The organism is Variovorax paradoxus (assembly GCF_009498455.1).
Lineage (GTDB): Bacteria > Pseudomonadota > Gammaproteobacteria > Burkholderiales > Burkholderiaceae_C > Variovorax > Variovorax paradoxus_H.
Map to the genome: position 1 here is coordinate 1,730,201 of NZ_CP045644.1, position 16,285 is coordinate 1,746,485.

Annotated in this window: 11 protein-coding genes; 7 read left to right on the top strand and 4 right to left on the bottom strand. The window is 69.3% G+C overall.

Annotated features, from left to right (window positions below; translation table 11 throughout):
* Positions 1-8 precede the first annotated feature (8 nt).
* The 4 genes from GFK26_RS07840 to GFK26_RS07855 are packed head-to-tail and all read left to right on the top strand — an operon-like array spanning position 9 to position 7,738.
* Positions 9-4,178 (top strand): YhdP family protein, encoded by a 4,170-nt coding sequence (locus GFK26_RS07840; protein WP_153281504.1) that lies wholly within the window; start codon positions 9-11, stop codon positions 4,176-4,178.
* On the top strand, positions 4,175-4,993 hold the full coding sequence (locus GFK26_RS07845) for a carbon-nitrogen hydrolase family protein (protein ID WP_153281505.1): 819 nt from the start codon (positions 4,175-4,177) through the stop codon (positions 4,991-4,993). The genes GFK26_RS07840 and GFK26_RS07845 overlap by 4 nt, the downstream gene beginning before the upstream one ends.
* A 2-nt stretch (positions 4,994-4,995) precedes the next feature.
* A complete protein-coding gene (locus tag GFK26_RS07850) occupies positions 4,996-7,068 on the top strand; it encodes a two-component system sensor histidine kinase NtrB (RefSeq protein ID WP_153281506.1) in 2,073 nt (690 codons plus the stop codon).
* 43 nt (positions 7,069-7,111) lie between these two features.
* Positions 7,112-7,738, top strand: a complete 627-nt coding sequence (locus GFK26_RS07855; protein ID WP_153281507.1) for a response regulator transcription factor — start codon at positions 7,112-7,114, stop codon at positions 7,736-7,738.
* Between the two features lie 4 nt (positions 7,739-7,742).
* On the opposite strand, the gene GFK26_RS07860 is transcribed toward GFK26_RS07855, so the two are convergent.
* The 3 genes from GFK26_RS07860 to GFK26_RS34000 all read right to left on the bottom strand — a co-directional run bounded on the left by GFK26_RS07860 (position 7,743) and on the right by GFK26_RS34000 (position 9,393).
* Positions 7,743-8,300 (bottom strand): OmpA family protein, encoded by a 558-nt coding sequence (locus tag GFK26_RS07860; protein ID WP_153281508.1) that lies wholly within the window; start codon positions 8,298-8,300, stop codon positions 7,743-7,745.
* A gap of 86 nt (positions 8,301-8,386) precedes the next feature.
* Positions 8,387-9,046 (bottom strand): OmpA family protein, encoded by a 660-nt coding sequence (locus GFK26_RS07865; protein WP_056575284.1) that lies wholly within the window; start codon positions 9,044-9,046, stop codon positions 8,387-8,389.
* A gap of 197 nt (positions 9,047-9,243) precedes the next feature.
* Positions 9,244-9,393: a hypothetical protein gene (locus GFK26_RS34000; RefSeq protein WP_194274051.1), complete on the bottom strand. Its 150-nt coding sequence runs from the start codon at positions 9,391-9,393 to the stop codon at positions 9,244-9,246.
* On the opposite strand from GFK26_RS34000, the gene GFK26_RS07870 reads away from it, so the two are divergent.
* Together GFK26_RS07870 and GFK26_RS07875 are read left to right on the top strand one after the other, a co-directional pair.
* The gene (locus tag GFK26_RS07870) at positions 9,392-10,537 is read left to right on the top strand and encodes a murein transglycosylase A (protein WP_153281509.1); all 1,146 of its coding nucleotides are present in this window, start codon (positions 9,392-9,394) and stop codon (positions 10,535-10,537) included. The genes GFK26_RS34000 and GFK26_RS07870 overlap by 2 nt on opposite strands.
* Positions 10,538-10,738: 201 nt before the next feature.
* Entirely contained in the window at positions 10,739-13,009 is a 2,271-nt protein-coding gene (locus GFK26_RS07875; RefSeq protein ID WP_153281510.1) for a PhoX family protein, read from the top strand.
* A gap of 31 nt (positions 13,010-13,040) precedes the next feature.
* Here the strand turns inward: GFK26_RS07875 and GFK26_RS07880 are convergent, their stop codons facing one another.
* Positions 13,041-13,514, bottom strand: a complete 474-nt coding sequence (locus GFK26_RS07880; protein WP_062480783.1) for an Lrp/AsnC family transcriptional regulator — start codon at positions 13,512-13,514, stop codon at positions 13,041-13,043.
* A gap of 105 nt (positions 13,515-13,619) precedes the next feature.
* Between GFK26_RS07880 and mdeB the strand changes: the two genes are divergently transcribed.
* The gene (mdeB, locus tag GFK26_RS07885) at positions 13,620-16,280 is read left to right on the top strand and encodes an alpha-ketoglutarate dehydrogenase (RefSeq protein WP_153281511.1); all 2,661 of its coding nucleotides are present in this window, start codon (positions 13,620-13,622) and stop codon (positions 16,278-16,280) included.
* Positions 16,281-16,285: the final 5 nt, after the last annotated feature.

Consider the following 16,285-nt stretch of genomic DNA (forward strand, 5'->3'; position numbering starts at 1 on the left):
GACCCTCAATGAACGACACGGCGTCTTCCCCTTCACGTCTGCTCCAAATCACCGCTGTGACAGCGCGCTGGCTATTGGGTCTGCTCTTCGCTGCGTGGCTTCTGCTGGCGCTGTCAGTCGTGGTCCTGCACGCGTGGATTGTGCCGCGAATCGGCGATTTTCGCGGTGCACTCGAGGCGCAGGCTAGCAAGGCCATCGGTGTCCCGGTGCGCATCGGCGCCATCACCGCCCGTTCCGAAGGGCTATTTCCGGCCTTCGAATTGCGCGACGTGGTGCTGCAGGACGCAGACAAACGCGAGGCCCTTCGCCTCGTGCGGGTGGTGGCGAGCGTGTCGCCGCGCTCGCTGTGGCGCCTGAATTTCGAGCAGCTCTACATCGAGGGCCCGCAGCTCGACGTGCGTCGCGACACTCAGGGAAAACTCCATGTGGCTGGATTGCACATGGAGACCGACACCACCGGAGAGACCCGCGCCGCCGACTGGTTTTTCGCGCAGCGCGAGTTCGTCATCGAAGGCGGCACCGTGCGCTGGACCGACGAGCAGCGCCGCGCCGAACCCCTGCTGCTGACCGACGTGCGCTTCGTGTCCCGCAACGGCTCGCGCCGCCACGGCCTGCGGCTGGACGCCACGCCGCCGGCCGGCTGGGGCGAGCGTTTCACGCTGCGCGGCCAGTTCCGCCAGCCGCTGCTGTCGATCCGCAGCGGCCACTGGCAGACCTGGGACGGCCAGCTCTATGCCAACCTGCCCTACATCGACGTCACCCGTCTGGGCCAGTACGTCTCGCTCGATGCGCGCATCCGCGAAGGCAACGGCGCGCTGCGCCTGTGGGCCGACGTGAACGACGGACGCATCGTCGGCGGCGCCGCCGACCTCGGACTGAACCGCATCGACGCCTCGCTCGGCAAGGGGCTGGAGCCGCTGGTGCTGCGCGCCGTCACCGGCCGGCTGGCGGGGCAGCTGAACGCCGAGACCTTCGAGTTCTCGACCACCGCGCTGCAGTTCGACACCGTCGACGGCCTGCGCTGGCCCGGCGGCAACCTGTGGCTGCAGCACACGCCGGCCAAGGGCCGCACGCCCGAGCACGGCGCGCTGAAGGCCGACCGGCTCGACCTCGCGGCGCTGGCCCTCATCGCCGACCGCCTGCCGCTGGGCGAGGCCACGCACCGCGTGCTGGGCGCCTATGCGCCGCGCGGCCTGGTCGAGCGCATCGACATGAACTGGCAGGGCGCGCCCGACGCGATCGCGCGCTACCAGGCCAAGGGCCGGATCAGCGGGTTGCGCGTGGCGTCGCAGCCGGCCCCGGCCGCACCGGTCGCGTCGAGTACGCCGCCACCGGCGGGCGCCGCCACCACGCCGCCCCGCGTGCACCCCGGCACGCCCGGCCTCAGCGGCGCCACGCTCGACTTCGACGCCAGCCACACCGGCGGCACCGCCATGCTGGCCATGGCCAAGGGCACGCTCGAATTCCCCGGCGTGTTCGAAGACCCGGTGATCCCCATCGACCGGCTCTCGACCCAGCTGCAGTGGAAGCTCGACAACGGCGCCATGCAGGTGCAGGTGTCGAAGCTGCGCTTCGCCAACGCCGACGCCGAAGGCGAGGCAGAGGCCCACTGGCGCACCAGCGATCCGGTCACCTCGAGCAGCCGCGCGCAGCACCCCGGCGTGCTCGACCTGCAAGGCAAGCTCACGCGCGCCGACGGCACCCGCGTGTTCCGCTACCTGCCGCTGGACATTCCGCAGCACACGCGCGACTACGTGCGCGAGTCGGTCGTCAAGGGCACGGCCAGCACGGTCGATTTCCGCGTGCGCGGCGACCTGTACGACATGCCCTTCATGGACCCCAAGCAGGGCGAGTTCCGCATCGCGGCCAAGGTGTCGGACGTGCACTACGCCTACGTGCCGCCATCGCTCGCCGCGGCCACGGCCGCCACCACAACCCCAGCGTCGCGCACCGGCCCGCCCGCCGCGCCGCCGCCCGTGTGGCCGGCGCTCACGGGCGTGTCGGGCGAGCTGGTCTTCGAGCGCGCGGGCATGCTGGTGCGCAACGCGCGCGGGCGCATCGCGGGCGCGCCCGGCGTCGAGGTCACGAAGGCCGAGGCGCAGATCGCCGACATGTCGCACCACGCCGCGCTGCTGCGCGTCGACGCGCAGGCCAAGGGCCCGCTGGGCGAAGTGCTGCGCGCGGGCGCGCCGCTGGCCGGCGAGGCCGGGCCTTTCCTGCAGCGCGCGCGCGCCACCGGTTCGGCCGACTACAAGCTGCACCTCGACCTGCCGCTGGACAACGTCGACAACACCAAGGTGCAGGCCACCGTGACGTTGGCCGACAACGAGCTGCAGCTGGTGCCCGAGGCCCCGCCGTTCACGCAGGCGCGCGGCACGCTCAGCTTCACCGACACCGGCTTCTCTCTGGCCGGCGTGCAGGCCCGCCTGCTGGGCGGTGATGTGCGCGTCGAAGGCAAGGGCCGCTTCAGCGGGCCGCAGCGCGAACTGGCGCTGAAGGCGCAGGGCACGGTCAGCGCCGAGGGCCTGCGCGGCGCGCGCGAGGTCGACTGGCTCGCGCGGCTGGCCAGGCAGGCCACCGGCAGCGCGCCGTATGCCGCCACCTTCTCGATGCGCGACGACACGCCCGAGTTCTCCCTCACCAGCAGCCTGCAGGGGCTGGCGCTGAACCTGCCCACGCCGCTGGTCAAGACCGCCGAAGAACAGATGCCGCTGCGCATCGAAAAGAAGGTGCTCATGCGCGACGCCCGCCACGTCGCCACGCAAGACCAGCTGACGCTCGAACTCGGCCGCGTCGGCGCGGTGCAGTACGTGCGCGAACTCTCGGCCACGGGCGAGGCGCGCGTGCTGCGCGGCGGCATCGGCATCGGACTGGCACCGGGCGAGACGGCGCTGCCGCCCGACCGCGGCGTGTTCGCCAACGTCAACGTCGCCAAGCTCGACATGGGCGCCTGGCAGACGCTGGTGGGCACCAGCGCCGCGGCCGCTGCCGGCGGCGAGCGCGCCGACGATCCCGACCTGGCCTACCTGCCCACGCGCATCGCGGTGCGCGCGCAGCAGCTGGGCATCGCGGGGCGCACCCTGCACAACGTGGTGCTCGGCGGCACGCGCGAAGGCGCGCTGTGGCGCGCCAACGTCGACGCCAGCGAATTGAGCGGCTACGCCGAGTACAGCCACAGCCAGGACGGCCGGCTCTATGCGCGGCTGGCGCGCCTGAAGATCGCGCCGACCGAGGCCACGCAGGTCGAGACCTTGCTCGACGAGCAACCCGGCACCTTGCCGGCGCTGGACATCGTGGTCGACGACTTCGAGCTGCTGGGCAAGCGCCTGGGCCGCGCCGAGATCGACGCCGTCAACCGCGGCGGGCGCGAGTGGCTGCTCAACAAGCTCGCCTTCAGCGTGCCCGAAGCCACCTTCACCGCCAAGGGCACCTGGGCGGCGCCGGCGGGCGGCGGCGCAAGCGCCGGCCAGCGCCGCACCACGGCCATGAACTTCAAGCTCGACATTGCCGACGCCGGCGACCTGCTCACGCGCTTCGGCATGCCGGGCGTCCTGCGGCGCGGCAAGGGGCGGCTCGAGGGCGAGGTCAACTGGCGCGGCTCGCCGTTCTCGCTCGACTACCCGAGCCTGGGCGGCCAGTTGCAGGTCGACGTGGAGCAGGGCCAGTTCCTCAAGGCCGATCCGGGCCTGGCCAAGCTGCTGGGCGTGCTGAGCCTGCAGGCGCTGCCGCGCCGACTCACGCTCGACTTCCGCGACGTGTTCAGCCAGGGCTTCGCCTTCGACTTCATCCGCGGCGACGCCAGGATCAACAAGGGCATCGCCAGCACCAACAACCTGCAGATGAAGGGCGTCAACGCCGCCGCGCTCATGGACGGCTCGGCCGACATCGTGCGCGAGACGCAGAACCTGCGCGTGGTGGTGGTGCCCGAAATCAACGCCGGCACCGCCGCGCTGGTGGCCACGGCCATCAACCCGGCCATCGGCCTGGGCACCTTCCTCGCGCAGTGGGTGCTGAGCAAGCCGCTCGCGGCCGCCGCCACGCAGGAGTTCCACATCGAAGGCACCTGGGCCGATCCGAAGATCGCCAAGGTGCCGCGCTCGCTGCAGCTGCCCGGCCTGCCGGGCACGTCGGGCGCACCCGCGGCCGGCGACGGCAGGAAAACGGAGACCACGCAATGAAAGTCGCAGCCATCCAGATGGTGTCCGCCATCACCCGCGAAGCCAACCTCGTGCGGGCCCACGCCCTGCTCGGGCAGGCGGCGCGCGACGGTGCCGAGCTCGCGGTGCTGCCCGAGTATTTCTGCATGATGGGCGCGCGCGACACCGACAAGCTCGGCCTGCGCGAGACCGCCGGCGCGGGCACCGTGCAGGGCTTCCTGGCCGATGCCGCGCGCGAGTTCGGCCTGTGGATCGTCGGCGGCACGCTGCCCATCGAGAGCGACGACGCCGACCACGTCTTCAACAGCTCGCTGGCCTTCTCGCCCGAAGGCAAGTGCGTGGCGCGCTACGACAAGATCCACCTGTTCTTCTTCGACAACGGCACCGAGCGCTACGACGAGCGCCGCGTCATCGCGCCGGGCGCGCAACCCGTGGTGTTCGACCTGCCGTCGCGCGACGGCCACAGCTGGCGCGTGGGCATGAGCGTCTGCTACGACCTGCGCTTTCCCGAGCTGTACCGCGCGCTGGCGGGGCAGGGCGCCGACCTGCTGCTGGTGCCCAGCGCGTTCACGCGCACGACCGGCGCCGCGCACTGGGAGGTGCTGCTGCGCGCCCGCGCCATCGAGAACCTGGCCTGGGTGGTCGCGCCCGCGCAGGGCGGCTCGCACGAGAACGGCCGCCAGACCTGGGGCCAGTCGCTGGTCATCGACCCCTGGGGCACGGTGGTGGCGCAGCAGGCCGTCGAAGAGGGCGTGGTGCTGTTCGACCTCGACGCCCGCCAGGTCGAGCGCACGCGTGCCCAGTTGCCCGCGCTGTCGCACCGCGTGCTCGCCTGACGATGGCCGACGAGGCGCTCGACCTTCCCGCACCGCCGCCGCCGCAACAGCAGCCGCAGCGCCGGGGATGGGTCGTCGCCTTCGCGCGCCTGCGCTCGCTGTGGAAGCGCTGGTTTCTGTGGCTGCTGCTGGCGGTGCTGGTGTCGGCGCTGCTGGTCACCGTCGTGTGGCTGGCCGGCCGGCACGAGGTCGAGCAGGTGCAGGCCGCGCTCGAGCGCGACACCGCCGATGCCGTCGTCGACCTGCGCAGCGGCCTGCAGCGCAACGCCCAGAGCCTGCGCGCCACGCTCGCGCCGGGCATGGAACGCACGCACTGGGCCGACCGCGCGGCGGCGCAGTTGCGCGAGCACCGCGAATGGCTGCGGCTCGAATGGCGCGATGCCGAGCTGCGGCCCATCGAGGCCGTCAACACGCCCTACCGCATGCGCATCCTCGAGGAGAGCAACCGCGGCCCCGCGCAGTCCGACGTGGCGCTGGCCTGCGCCACCGCGCGCAAGGCCGGCGCGCCCGCCTACTCGCCCAGCCACTACGTGCCCGTGGCCGGCGGCGGTGGCGTCGAGGTGATGGAGCTGTGCCTGCCGATGGACGGCGGCGACTACCTGGTGGCGAGCTATTCGCTGCGCGACACGCTGGTCGAACTGGTCGGTCCCACGCTCACGCGCGGCCAGGAGGTCGCCTTCACCGAGGCCGACGGCACGCGGCTGGTGGCGCTGGGCACCTCGCGGCGCATCGGCACGCGCGTGTTCACCGCGCAGCAGCGCATCGACCTGCCGGGCGCCTCGCTCATGCTGCGCGTGGACGGCTGGCGCGCCGCGCCCGACCTGTTCCCCAACATGCTCACGGCGCTGGTCACGGCGATCTCGATCGCGCTCGTGTCGGTGCTCGTGCTGCTGGCGCGCGACACCCGCCGCCGCCTGCGCGCCGAGCGCGACCTGGCCGACGCACTGGCCTTTCGCAAGGCGATGGAAGACTCGGTCATCACCGGCCTGCGCGCGCGCGACCTGCAGGGCCGCATCACCTACGTCAACCCGGCCTTCTGCGAGATGGTCGGCTTCACGCCCGAAGAACTCATGGCCGACAGCGTCGAGGCGCCATACTGGCCGACCGAGCTGGCGCACGAATACCACCTGCGCCAGACGCGCCGCTTCGCGGGCGGCCTGCCGCCGCGCGAGGGCTTCGAGTCGGTCTTCATGCGCAAAGATGGCACGCGCTTTCCGGTGCTCATCTTCGAGGCGCCGCTGATCAACGCGCACAAGGTGCAGACCGGCTGGATGAGCGCCTTCATCGACGTGAGCGAGCAGCGCCGCGTCGAAGAGATCTCGCGCGCCAGCCAGGAGCGACTGCAGGCCAGCGCGCGCCTGGCCACCGTGGGCGAAATGGCCTCGCTGCTGAGCCACGAGCTCACGCAGCCGCTGGCCGCCATTGCCAGCTACGCCACCGGCTCGCTCAACCTGCTCGGGCCCGAAGTGAAGGGCGAGCAGGCCGAGGTGGCCATGGCCGTGAAGCGCATCGCCGAGCAGGCCGACCGCGCGGGCCAGGTCATTCGCAGCGTGCACGACTTCGTGCGCCGGCGCGACCGCATGCGCGAGGCCGTGGCGCCGCAGGCCCTCATCGATGCCGTGCTGCCGCTGGTACGGCTGCAGGCGCGCAAGCTCGACGTGTCGATCGAGATCGTCTTCGAAGAGCGCCTGCCCGCCGTGGTGTGCGACCGCACGCTGGTCGAGCAGGTGCTGCTGAACCTCGCGCGCAACGCCATGCAGGCGATGGACGCCCCCGACAACACCGGCAACCGCCTGTTGAAGCTGCGCGTGGCGCGCGCCCTGCCCGTGGGCGCCACCGTGCCGGCCGACGGCCGCCGCTGGCTCGAGTTCTCCGTGGCCGACCTGGGCTGCGGCATCAGCGACGACGTGGCGGCGCGCCTGTTCACGCCCTTCTTCACCACCCGTGCCGACGGCATGGGCCTGGGCCTGAGCCTGTGTCGCACCGTGGTGGAGCAACATGGCGGCGCGCTGATGTTCGAGCCCAACCGCCCGCGTGGCACTGTCTTCCGCTTTACGCTTCCTGCTGCGGGATAGCCGCCTTTTTCTTCTTCGTTTTCTGTTCCGCTGGACTCATGGCATGCAACCGCTGATCGATGGCTTGATCTTTATCGTGGACGACGACGCCAGCGTGCGCGAGGCGCTGGCCTGGCTGCTGCGTTCGCGCCGCCTCGCCAGCGAACACTTCGGCAGCGCCGAGGCTTTCGAGCAGTACCTGAACGAGGCGCCGCTGCCCGATCAGCCGCGCTGCCTGCTGCTGGACGTGCGCATGCCCGGGATGAGTGGGTTGGTGCTGTTCGACCGGCTGGCCGAACGCGGCCTGCTGGCCGAGATGCCGGTGATCTTCCTGACCGGCCATGCCGACGTGCCGACCGCCGTCGAGGCGGTCAAGCGCGGGGCTTTCGATTTCTGCGAGAAGCCGTTCTCGGACAACGCGCTGGTCGACCGCATCGAGCAGGCGCTGGGCATGTCGCAGCGCGCCCTCGAAGTGCAGCGCGTGCGCCGCGGCCTGGCCGACCGCATCGCCGAACTGACCGACCGTGAGCGCGACGTGATGCGGCTCGTGGTCGAAGGCCTGCCGAACAAGCTCATCGCCGACCAGCTCGCGATCAGCGTGCGCACGGTGGAGGTCCACCGCGCGCGCGTGTTCGAGAAGATGGAAGTGAAGTCGGCGGTCGAGCTGGCGAACCGCCTCCGGGACCTTTAGAAGGTCAGATCTTTTCAGCGACGAAGATTTCGACGCGGCGGTTCTGGGCGCGGCCGGCGGCCGTGCCGTTGTCCGCCAGCGGCTCGCGCGAACCGCGGCCGTCGGTGGTGATCACGGTGGTCGACACACCGCGGCCCACGAGGTGGTTGCGCACGCTGTCGGCGCGGCTCACCGAGAGGCGCTCGTTGCCTTCTTCGCTGCCCGTGCTGTCGGTGTGGCCGACCACGCGCAGGCTGGCGGTGGTGGCGCTCTTCAGGCCTTCGGCGACCTTGTCCAGCACCTGCGCCAGGTTGCGCTTGACGTTGGAACGGCCCGTGTCGAACGAGAGTTCATTGGGAATCACGACGTGAAGCTGGTTGTCGGCGGTCTGCTCGATCACCACGCCGGTGCCCTTGGTGGAGCCTTCGAGCTCGGCCTTCAGCGCGGCCAGTCGGGCGGTCCAGCTGTTGGCCGGTGCGGCCTGCTGTGCGGCCGGTGCTTCGGCCGGCGGGGTCGACGATGCGCACCCCGCGATGAACAACACAGCGGCCAGGGCCGCGCTAGACACTACAAACTTCCTCATGAATTTTCCCTCTGCTTGGACCAATGAAAACTGAAGCGGGAACCGGCCGTTCGATGGTGCGGCCGGTTTCCCGGTGGGGCTTTTGATCAGCCGCGCGGTGCGCGCTCGCCCACGTAGATCTCGACGCGGCGGTTCTGTGCCCGGCCGGCGTCGCTGTTGTTGTCGGCCACCGGCTCATGCGAGCCGCGGCCTTCGATGCGGAATGCCGCGGCGCTCACGCCGCGTGCCACCAGGTAGTCGCGCGTGCTGGCGGCGCGGTCCACCGACAGCGGGTTGTTGATGGCGTCGGAGCCGGTGCTGTCGGTGTGGCCAATGATGCGCACCTCGGCGTTCGGGTTGTTGCGCAGGCCGTTGGCGAACTGGTCGAGCACGGGCGCGAAGTTCGACTTGATGTTGGAGCGGCCCACGTCGAACGACACGTCGCTCGGAATGGCGAGCTTCAGCTCGTTGTTGGCCGTCTGCGTCACGGCCACGCCGGTGCCCTGCGTGGCGGCTTCCATCTGGCGCTTCTGGTTTTCCATGCGCTGCGACCACAGGTAGCCGCCGAGCGCGCCGGCTGCCGCGCCGACCACGGCGCCCGTGCCGATGGCACCGCGGTTGCCGCCGGTGGCCGAGCCGATGGCGGCGCCGCCGAGTGCACCGATGCCGGCACCGATGCCGGTGTTGCGTTGGGTGTCAGTCATGCCGCCGGCACAGCCGGACAAGACGAGGGCTGCTGCGGTGGTTGCAAGAACGAACTTTTTCATGGCGATCCCTTTCAAGGTTGAATCAAGCGGGCCACAGCTTAGCCCCCGACGCGCCCCCGATGGTACGTGCTCAAAGCCCTACGGAAAATAAGAAAACTTTCGCCATCGCCCGTGAATGCTGCGATGATTGCTACTAAAGTTGTAGCAATGGGGTGCTTGTCCGACAACGGGCTGCGCCGTGCGGCTACACAAGCAATTCACGCTTTCGGCGGCCGGTCCTCGCCGGGATGCTCGGCATCGGCCTCGTCATGCAATTCACCCTTGTTACGCCCGGAAAACATGGTCCACCAGATGATCAAGATCAGGACAAGTCCTGCGGCGAGGGCTTCAAGCAGAATCAAACCCATGAGAAATGGACTCCAGTGGCTGGTCGGGCTTGCGATCGTAGCAACGCTCGCCGGCTGTTCCCTCGGCCCCGCGCCCCGAAGCCCCACCCGACCCACCGTCACCCCGCCGCGCGACCTCGGTCCGCTGACCGGATCGCTCGCGCATCCGAAAAGCCGCTGGGTGCCCGTGGGCTGGTCGGAACTGCCGGGCTTCAGCGAAGACCCGTTGCATGAAGGGTGGATCGCGTTGCTGGCCAATTGCGCACGCCCCAACGCCGCCTTTGCGCCGCTGTGCCGCGACGTGCGCCAGCTCGCCATCGCCACGCCCGAAGAGCAGCGCCGCTGGATGACCGACCGGCTGCAGCCCTACCGCGTCGAATCGCTCGCGGGCCAGAGCGAAGGCAAGCTCACGAGCTACTACGAGCCCGTGTACGAAGCGTCGCGCGTGCCCTCGGCCGGCTTCAGCGTGCCGCTGTACCAGGCGCCCGACGGCCTCGTGCCCAAGCGCCCCTGGTTCACGCGCCAGGAAATCGAAACCCTGCCCGAAGCCCAGGCCGCGCTGCGCGGTCGCGAGATCGCCTGGATGGCCGACCCCATCGACGCGCTCATGCTGCACATCCAGGGCTCGGGCCGGTTGCGCATCACCGAGGCCAACGGCTACCAGCACACCGTGCGCGTGGCGTATGCGGCCACCAACGAGCAGCCGTACCGCAGCGTGCAGCAATGGCTCGTGAGCCAAGGCGTGAGCAAGGTCGGCAAGTGGCCCGACGACACCAAGGCCTGGGCTGCGCAGAACCCGCAGCGCGTGTCGCAGATGCTGTGGAGCAACCCGCGCTACGTGTTCTTCCGCGAAGAAACGATGAGCGAACTCGACGCCGCCTTCGGCCCGCGCGGCGCGCAGGGCGTGCCGCTGACGGCGGGGCGCTCCATCGCGGTCGACCGCGAAAGCATTCCCTACGGCACGCCGGTCTGGCTCGCATCGAGCGGCCCGACCGCGCAGCTGCAGAAGCTGGTGGTGGCGCAGGACACGGGCAGCGCCATCGTGGGCGCGGTGCGCGCCGACTACTTCGCCGGCACCGGCCCGGAAGCCGGCCGGCTGGCCGCGAGCGTGAACCAGCCGTTGCGGCTGTGGGCGCTGTGGCCGAGGCAGTCGCCGGCGCCCTGAGCAAGGGCAAGGCACACGTCTCTTCCAGAAACACCGCGGAACCGGCTCTGCCGGGCCGCTGGTGTTGCCCCCGGTAGGGGGTTGGCGCAGCGACACGAAGTGCGCGAAGCCTGGGGGCGAGCCACAGTTTCACAGGCATGTCATGCGAAGTGCCTAACTTCGCGGGTTGGTTTCAATCCCAACCCACGAAAGACATTGCGCATGACCGCAAACACCCGCACGGACGCCCATGGCGTCGATCTCGACGACGTCGGCACCAACGATTCCCCGAATCCCTCCTTCACCGATCTGGTCGCGTCGCGCCTGAGCCGCCGCCATCTGTTCGGCCTGGGCGTCGGCACCGCCGGTACCGCACTGCTGCAGGCCTGCGGCGGCGGCAGCGGTGGTGGCGGCGCAGCCTTCCCCATTCTTCCGCCCGCACCGGCCCCCGCGCCGGCTCCGGCCCCGTCGCCCGCGCCGATGAAGCTCGGCTTCAACGCCGTCGCGAAGAGCCTCGCAGACGTGGTCACCGTGCCTGCCGGCTACACCGCCAGCGTGCTCTATCGCCTGGGCGACCCGATCGCCGCTGGCGTGGCCCCGTACAAGAACGACGGCACCGACGATCCGGCCACCTACGACCGCCGTGCCGGCGACCACCACGACGGCATGACCTTCTTCGGCATGAACGCCGCGAACAAGTGGGACGCGGCCAACGCTTCGCGCGGCCTGCTGGTGATGAACCATGAAGCCATCACGCCGCTGTTTTTGCATCCCAACGGGCAGACGGCACTTAACCCGGTTTACAGCAACGCAACCGGCACGTCGCTGGTCGACGGGCAGCGCAATGTTCCCGACGAAGTGCTGCGCGAGTTCTACCTGCATGGCGTGAGCGTGATTGAAGTCAACAAGAGCGGGAACAGCTGGAGCTACAAGCAGGATTCGAGCTTCAACCGCCGCGTGCACACGCTCACCGAAATGCAGTTCTCCGGCCCGGCCGCCAAGACCGACTACCTGAAGACCAAGTACTCGACCGACGGCAGCAAGACCCGCGGCACACTCAACAACTGCGCCAACGGCACCACGCCGTGGGGCACCTACCTCACTTGCGAAGAGAACTGGGCTGGCTACTTCCGACGCATCGCGGGTGATACCAACGACGACAAGAACCGCACCCTCAAGGAGCTGAAGTCCTTCAGCCGTTACGGCGTCGCCGGTACCGGACGCGAACTCTGGGCCACTGTCGCCGGCGGCGACGACATCCATGCGCGCTGGAACACCGAAGTCGTCGGCGCCACCGCCACCGACGACTACCGCAACGGCCACAACACCTACGGCTGGGTGGTCGAGATCGATCCGTTCAATCCCACCAGCACGCCGAAGAAGCGCACCGCCCTCGGCCGCTTCGGCCACGAAGGCGCCTGCCTCGGCCCGGTCGTGGTCGGCAAGCCGCTGGTCTGGTACATGGGCGACGACTCGCGCAACGAGTACATCTACAAGTTCGTCTCCACGAAGAACTGGGACGCGGCCGACATCGGCGGCGGCATGGCCTCGGGCGACAAGTACATGGACGACGGCCGCCTCTACGTGGCCAAGTTCAACGCCGACGGCACGGGCGTGTGGCTGGAGCTGAAGCTCGGCGTGAACGGCATCACCTCCAGCAATTCGACGTACGCCTTCGCCGATGCCGCTGACGTGGTGACCAACGCGCGTCTGGCCGCCGACGCTGCAGGCGCAACCAAGATGGACCGTCCCGAATGGGCCGCCGTCAACCCGAAGACCGGCGACGTCTACGTGACGCTGACCAACACCAGCGCCAGCGCGCGCCCCATCGGCAGCACCGACGCAGCCAATCCGCGCTTCTACGACGACAAGACCACCGCCAACAAGTCGCAAAAGGGCAACCCCAACGGGCACATCGTGCGCTTTGCGGATGACAACGCCGATCCGACCGCGCTGAGCTTCAAGTGGGACGTGTACCTCTTCGGTGCGCGCGCCACGGCCTCGGCCGACGTCAACCTCTCGCAGCTCACGGCCGACAACGACCTGTCCAGCCCCGACGGCATGTGGTTCAGCCAAGCGGCGCCCGGCCTGCTGTGGCTCGAGACCGACGACGGTGCCTACACCGATGTGACCAACTGCATGTTGCTGGCTGCATTGCCCGGCAAGGTGGGCGACGGCGGCGCGAAGGCGATCACCAACGTCGACGGCACCACCACCCGCACGCAGAACACCTTCGTGGGCAAGGCCCCCGGTACGGAAGGCCTGCGCCGCTTCCTGGTCGGTCCGGCGGATTGCGAGATCACCGGCATCGCGGAATCGGGCGACGGCCGCGCGCTGTTCGTGAACATCCAGCATCCGGGTGAAGGTACGGGCAGAGCCGACATCACCGACCCGACGAAGTTCCTGAGCCACTGGCCGCAAGGCGGCAGCGCCCGCCCGCGCTCGGCCACCGTGGTCATCACGAAGAACGACGGCGGCCTGATCGGTCTCTGAGTTTCTTTCCGCCCCGTCTGGGGCGTGCCAATTACAACGGCGCTGCTGGCAACGGCAGCGCCGTTTTGTATCTGACCTGCTTGAGCGCAAAGCTCGAGCGGATCTTCTCGATCCCCGGAATCGGCGTCAGCTGCTCCATGATGAAGCGCTCCAGCGCCGCCATGTCGGCCACGGCGATGCGGATCAGGTAGTCGCTGTCGCCGGTCATTAGATAGCACTCCATCACCTCGTCGTGCTCGGCGATGCGCTGCTCGAAGTCGGCCAGCGACTGCTTGCTCTGCGTCGTCAGGCTGATCGAGATGAACACGTTGAGCCCCAGGCCCAGCGCCTTGGCGTTCGCCAGCGCCACATAGCGATCGATCACGCCGCTCGTCTCCAGCACCTTCACGCGGGCCAGGCAGGGCGAGGGCGACAGGTGCACGCGGCGCGCGAGTTCGACGTTCGACAGCGCGCCGTCGCGTTGCAGCTCGTCGAGAATGCGCAGGTCGATGGCATCGAGTTCCATGAAATTCCGCGAAGCTGTTGAATCGCAGCATTTTATGCTTGCGAATAGCCATGAAATCGAAGGTGCCGGTAGCTAATTTTCCGCAAAGCGGCTTAAAGTGCTGGCATGAACGCCCCGATCTCCGCCGACCAGATGCGCGCCCTGTTGCTCGACACGCCGCCGTCGCACGACCCCGACCCCGAAGAGACCGCCGAATGGCGCGACGCCTTCCTGGCGCTGGCGCAGACGCAAGGGTCGCAGCGCGCGCGCCAGATGTTGACCGAGCTGGCGCGCCTGGCGCGGCAGCAGCGCATCGGCTGGCAGCCCGAGCTGGCCACGCCGTACGTCAACACCATCGCCGCGGCCGACCAGCCGCCGTTCCCGGGTGACCTCGCCGTCGAGGAAAAGCTCGCCTCGCTCATGCGCTGGAACGCGCTCGCGATGGTGGCCAAGGCCAACCAGGCGTACGGCGAACTCGGCGGCCACATCGCCAGCTATGCGAGCGCGGCCGACCTGTTCGAAACCGGCTTCAACCACTTCTTCCATGCGCGCAGCCCGGCGCACCGCGGCGACCTCGTGTTCTTCCAGCCGCACAGCGCGCCCGGCGTGTATGCGCGGGCGTACCTCGAAGGCCGCCTGAGCGAAGAAGACCTGAACCACTACCGCCAGGAACTAACTGCGCCGGCGTTCGTGAACGGCAGCGGCGCGCGCGGGCTGTGCAGCTACCCGCACCCGTACCTGATGCCGGACTTCTGGCAGTTCCCCACCGGCTCGATGGGCATCGGCCCGATCAGCTCGATCTATCACGCGCGCTTCATGCGCTACCTCACGCACCGCAACCTGCTGAACTGCGAAGGCCGCAAGGTCTGGGGCGTGTTCGGCGACGGCGAGATGGACGAGCCCGAATCGATGAGCGCGCTGACGCTCGCCGCGCGCGAAAAGCTCGACAACCTCGTGTGGGTCGTCAACTGCAATCTGCAGCGTCTGGACGGCCCCGTGCGCGGCAACGGCCGCATCATCGACGAGCTCGAAAAGCTCTTCGCCGGGGCCGGCTGGAACGTCGTCAAGCTCGTGTGGGGCAGCGACTGGGACGGCCTCTTCGCGCAGGACGTGAGCGGCGCGCTCGCACGCGTGTTCGCCAACACCGTCGACGGCCAGATGCAGACCTTCGCCGCAAAAGACGGCCGCTTCAACCGCGACAACTTCTTCGGCCAGAACCCCGAGCTTGCGCGGCTGGCCGAAGGCATGACCGACGAGCAGATCGACCGCCTGAAGCGTGGCGGCCACGACCTCGTGAAGATCCATGCCGCGTATGCCGCAGCCGCTGCCCACAAGGGCCAGCCCACCGTGATCCTTGCCCACACCAAGAAGGGCTACGGCATGGGCAGCGCGGCGCAGGGCAAGATGACCACGCACTCGCACAAGAAGATGGGCGACGTCGATCTCATCGAGTTCCGCGACCGCTTCAACCTGCCGCTCACCGACGCGCAGGCCACCGCGATGGATTTCTACCGCCCGGCCGAAGACAGCGCCGAGATGCGCTACCTGCGCCAGCACCGCGAAGCGCTCGGCGGCGCCATGCCGCGCCGCGAGACCGCGTGCGACGTCGTGCCCAAGCCCGACATCGCGGCCTACGCGAACTTCGCCACGGCGGCCGCCGGCAAGGAGATGAGCACCACCATGGCCTTCGTGCGCATGCTGGGCAACCTCATGAAGGACAAGGCGCTGGGCCCACGCATCGTGCCCATCGTGGCCGACGAGGCGCGCACCTTCGGCATGGCCAACCTGTTCAAGCAGGTCGGCATCTATTCGAGCGTGGGCCAGCGCTATGCGCCGGAAGACATCGGCTCGGTGCTGAGCTACCGCGAAGCCACCGACGGGCAGATCCTTGAAGAAGGCATCAGCGAAGCCGGCGCCATTGCGAGCTGGACGGCCGCGGCCACGAGCTACAGCGTGCACGGCCTGGCGATGCTGCCGTTCTACATCTACTACTCGATGTTCGGCTTCCAGCGCGTGGGCGACGCCATCTGGGCGGCGGCCGACCAGCGCGCACGCGGCTTCCTGCTGGGCGCCACCTCGGGCCGCACCACGCTCGGCGGCGAAGGCCTGCAGCACCAGGACGGCAGCAGCCACCTCGTGGCCGCGACCATTCCCAACTGCAAGGCCTACGACCCGGCCTTCGCGGGCGAGATGGCGGTCATCGTCGACGCAGGCATCCGCGAGATGATGGTCGAGCAGCAGGACGTGTTCTATTACGTCACGCTCATGAACGAGAACTACGCGCAGCCCGACCTGCCGGCGGGCGCCGAGGCCGACATCCTGCGCGGCTGCTACCGCTTCGGCACGTATGCGCCGACGTCGGGCAAGGCCAAGAAGAGCGTCACGCTGCTGGGTTCGGGCGCGATCCTCACCGAGGTCATCAAGGCCGCGCAGCAGCTGGCCGACGAAGGCATCGAGGCCGAGGTGTTCAGCGTCACGAGCTGGAGCGAACTGGCACGCGACGGCCAGGCCTGCGAGCAACGCGCGTTGGCTGGCGAGAAGAACGCCGGCACGCCCTTCGTCGCGCAGCAGCTCGGCAAGGGCAGCAAGGCCCCGATCGTCGCCGCCACCGACTACGTGCGCGCCCTGCCCGAGAGCGTGCGCGCCTTCCTGCCCGAAGGCCGCCGCTACCTCACGCTGGGCACCGACGGCTTCGGCCGCAGCGACACGCGCGCCGCGCTGCGCGACTTCTTCGGCGTGGACGCGGCGAGCATCGCGCGGGCCGCGCGCCACGCGCTCGGCCTCTGACACAG